At 60.4% G+C, this 553-nt stretch carries 1 protein-coding gene; it reads left to right on the forward strand.

All coding sequences use genetic code 11. The features are described from left to right. The coding region (locus IEX25_RS19985) for an ATP-binding protein (RefSeq protein WP_188717482.1) at nucleotides 1-481 on the forward strand (481 nt) is incomplete at its 5' end. Between the last annotated feature and the right edge of the window lie 72 nt (nucleotides 482-553).

Genomic DNA, 553 nt, shown 5'->3' on the forward strand with positions numbered 1-553 from the left:
CGTCCTGATCGGCGGCCCGGGCACGGGGAAGACCCACATCGCAACCGCCCTCGGCGTCCAGGCCATCGAGCATCACCGCCGCAAGGTCCGCTTCTTCTCCACCATTGAACTGGTCAATGCCCTGGAACAGGAAAAGGCCAAGGGAAAGGCCGGGCAGATCGCTGAAAGCCTGACCCGCCTCGATCTCGTGATCCTCGATGAGCTGGGATACCTGCCCTTCAGCGCCTCGGGCGGGGCGCTGCTCTTCCATCTGCTGAGCAAGCTTTACGAACGCACTAGCGTCGTCATCACCACCAACCTCAGCTTCAGCGAATGGGCCACGGTCTTCGGCGACGCCAAGATGACCACCGCACTGCTCGACCGTCTCACCCATCGCTGCCACATCCTGGAGACCGGAAACGACAGCTTCCGCTTCAAAGCCAGTTCAGCCGCCGCAGCGCGCCAAAAGAAGGAGAACGATCACGCCTTGACCACTGAATGACCGGAAATCCATAGTCAGAGGTGGCTCACTTCTCGATGGAAATGCCGGCTCAGTTCTGGGTGGAAATCAACA

Origin of the sequence: Paracoccus acridae (assembly GCF_014642735.1) — a bacterium.
GTDB classification, from domain to species: Bacteria; Pseudomonadota; Alphaproteobacteria; order Rhodobacterales; family Rhodobacteraceae; genus Paracoccus; species Paracoccus acridae.